Raw genomic sequence first — 3482 nt, 5'->3', positions numbered from 1 at the left:
ACCTCAATTGCTCCTGGTGCATTCCTATCTGCCATAGTAGAGAACCTCTGCTGGTATGCGATACTTATGGAGTTTGCCTAGTATAGGCCCAGGGATGGCCTCTCGTCAAGTCTCAGCGGGCGAAGGGAAATACTTCGCTGGAAGCTGAGGGAATGAGAGAGCCGACAGAGCCAGTTCGAAGGCGGAGATCACCTCAGCAACCGCAATCGTTCGGCCAGCCAAAGCCTCCAGGCCCACGGCGCGGCGCGGCAGCTCACTGCGTAGCAAAGCCTGCTCTTCTGCCGTCTGACCCAGAACAAAGGCGAGAGGCTCCACCTCCCAGCGCAGTAACAGCCCAGCCTGTAGCAAACTTCCTGTACGTCGACGAACCATTGTCAACCCGACGATCTTGCGCCGATCGAGTGCCACTACCTCGTAAGGCGAGAGCGCCCCATAGCAAGCACGGCGCAGCACAGCCTCACGGGCTGCCGTGGCGGGCTGCTTCAGCAATGCCTGCTGGGCACGCGCCTCGGCTGGCAGCACAAGGCGTACTGTCACACCCAAGCGCGCCAAGGCAGCCACCCAGGTCTCTCCCAACCAGCGGTAGGACTCCACCACATCTGTCAGGATCAGCGGATGCCCTGGAGGGAGAAAGACGTCTAAAGCTAGCAGCTCGGGGCCAACCAGCACCGCCGTGCCGCCGGCCTGGCGCTGGTAGAGCGGCAGATCCAGACGGCGCAAAGCCTCAACGTTCAACTGGGAAGCCTTCTGAGAGAAGCCCAGCACCAGACCCCTGCTCTGCGCCTGCGACCAATAGAGGGTCGGTGGGGGAGGCACAGGAGCAGCGAGCAGGCGCTGACCGTAATCCAGATGCACCTGCTGATCTGCAACCGTGAGTGGCAGGACGCGCCAGGCCAGACCATCACTATCAGCCATAGATCTCTCGTTACTCCATCGAAGTGAATCTTTCTCGAGTGCTCTGTCCAGAAACCAGCCGGTCAGCCGGCCACGACAGCGATCGGATTCAAGAAAAACGTCCGTCAGCGCTAGTGCTGTGGTCCCCAAACGCATCAACTCCTGGACACCGTGTAGGTGCTCTGACGCCACAACCTGGTGCAGAGTGATAGCGGCCTCAGGCGGGAAAAGCGATCCAAGTGAAGCCAGGCAGGCAATCGAGACCAGTGACGGCAGATACCAGAGCGAGCGCGCGAACCTGCTTTCAGTATACTGCAAGCGCTGCCGCTGACAAGAAGACTGCTCATTGGCTCTAGCCAACCATCAGGCTAGGACAGGTGCGTATCTCTAGGGCTTTCTCTCTGCCAGAGGTAGAGAGTAACTCGTGCATCTCTGTCAGTGATGCTAGCATCATCTGCAAAGGCGCAGCTCAATTTTAAGCGAGAAACTCCGAATATAATCGGCGGCGACAACCAGCAACCCAAAACTAGTCGGGCAGAGCCGACCAGCACCAGGCTGGCGACACAGCCGTACTGGTTAAACGATCCCGGGCTGGCCCTTGAAGGCGAGGGAAGAAACCTGCTGCTGGCCAGCCATTCCATCTCAGACGTGCTCGCTGGTCGGTGCTCGCGAAATGGTGGGTAACTGAGATACCTCGACACTGAGGCCGACGGGCGACTGCTAGCTCCGTCTAGTCCTACTGGCGGCTCACCGAACGCGAGCGACAGAATGGCAAGCCGACAGAGCCTAGTCTCAGCCGTAGAAAGAATGAGCCTCCCTCAAATCCTTCTCAGCAGCCTCGCGAAGGAACCAACCGGCCACAGCAGCGATCAAACTAGGGATGGCGCCAGCCAGCACCGCTGCTGGTGCCCCAAACAGATCGGCTAAAGCGCCCGTATAGAGATTGCCAATAGGAGAGCTACCCGCAAAAACCATCATATAGACGCTCATCACGCGTCCGCGCAGGTGATCTGGCGTCACAGCCTGCAGCGTAGTATTGGCTAGAGCCGAGAAAGCGATTTGAGTAAAGCCTGTCAGAGCGATCAGAACTAGTGACGGCAGATACCAAGGAGAGAGAGCGAAGGCCGCTTCCAGGATGCTAAAGGCGATGCCGCTGATCAAGAGGCTACGGATGGTAGGCCGCTTATTGGCCCAGGCCAGCCACAATGCCGAGAGCAACGAACCGATACCAAAAGCCGAAGAGATGAAGCCGAAGCCCTCCGGTCCAGCGTGGAGCACATCCGTAGCAAAGAGCGGCAGCGACACATTAAAATTGATGCCGAAGAGCGAGACCAAACCCACCACCACGATCACGAGAAGCACGGACGGCGTATGCGCCACATAGGCCAGGCCCTCGCGCAGGCTCTGCAGGGGGCTGGGTTGCCCCTGCTTACTCAGTGGCAGGCGGGCCTGAGCGTAGAGACGGCTCGAATCGATCAAGGCGATTCCCACGATCACCGGCACAAAGCTCAGCGCATTGAGCAGAAAGAGCGGCGCCACCCCCAGACGAGCAATCAATAGACCACCGATGCCAGGACCAAGCACGCGCGCCATATTAAACAGAGAGGAATTCAAAGCCACGGCATTGGGCAGATCCTCGCGTCCCACCATCTCCACGACAAAAGCCTGACGTGTCGGCATATCCAGAGCATTGGTAATACCCAGCAGCAGCGCCAAAACCAGCACATGCCAGATCTGCACTGCGCCACTGGCCACCAGCACCCACAGCAAGAAGGCTTGTACCGCCGCTGACGATTGCGTCAGCACCAGAATCCGCTTTTTAGGCAAACGGTCGGCGATAATGCCACCGAAGAGGGCGAAGAAAAGCACCGGCAAGAACTGGAGAGCGCCGACGATGCCGAGCAACCAGGCATTATGGTCCAACTCCAATACCAGCCAGGCCTGCGCCGTGGTCTGCATCCAGGTCCCGATCAAGGAAATAAGCTGACCGAGCCAGAAAAGACGAAAATTACGATGACGCAAAGCCCGGAAAGCACGAAAAATCCCGCGCTGCGATAGTGCGGGCTGAAGCAGAGCGGTCGTTCTAGCCGTAGCAACCTCTCTTGCCGTAGAGGGCGGGGATAAGGTCACCTCTTCCTCGGAAGAAACGCGCATCTTGCTAACACATCCCTTCTTTCAACAGAATCAGTCCAACTTAGCAACAGAGTAGCTTTCGATAAAAGAGACAGAGGCAGAAGAAGCAGAGGAGCAGACAAAGCATTCAGAGGGCCGGGCAGGAGGAGCAGTGCCCACCACTGACCGGAGGCAGAGGCCACTGATCTTCAAGACTGCGACACTGAGTCAGTAGCAGCTACGAAAGGAGAAGATGTGGACCGGAACGCTAGTGTGGGCCGCGCAAGCTCTGCCGAGGAGCAAAAGCTCGCCGCTGTCGCCGGTCCACATCTCCTTTGGGAAGGAAACACTATGCCGGGGACCTCATAGGCCCCTGCACCTGCAAGCATCCGTCAGGTGGCCAAGCCCCTGACCTGCCTACGCTCAGGGATCAGTCTGCTCTCCTGAGACAGGCCATCGCTTTTAATCTGTCGCTT

2 protein-coding genes are annotated in these 3482 nt (G+C 58.3%); both read right to left on the bottom strand.

Going from position 1 to position 3482, the window contains the following annotated elements:
* Positions 1 to 105 precede the first annotated feature (105 nt).
* Complete coding sequence (locus tag IRZ24_RS18300; RefSeq protein ID WP_297167514.1) at positions 106 to 915, bottom strand: hypothetical protein; 810 nt, start codon at positions 913 to 915, stop codon at positions 106 to 108.
* A 771-nt stretch (positions 916 to 1686) separates the two neighbouring features.
* Positions 1687 to 3048, bottom strand: a complete 1362-nt coding sequence (locus tag IRZ24_RS18295) for an MFS transporter (protein WP_297167511.1) — start codon at positions 3046 to 3048, stop codon at positions 1687 to 1689.
* Between the last annotated feature and the right edge of the window lie 434 nt (positions 3049 to 3482).

The organism is Thermogemmatispora sp., from assembly GCF_019683755.1.
Taxonomy (GTDB): domain Bacteria; phylum Chloroflexota; class Ktedonobacteria; order Ktedonobacterales; family Ktedonobacteraceae; genus Thermogemmatispora.
The sequence above is the reverse complement of the archived record's forward strand: the minus strand, read 5'-3'. Positions and strand labels throughout refer to the sequence as shown.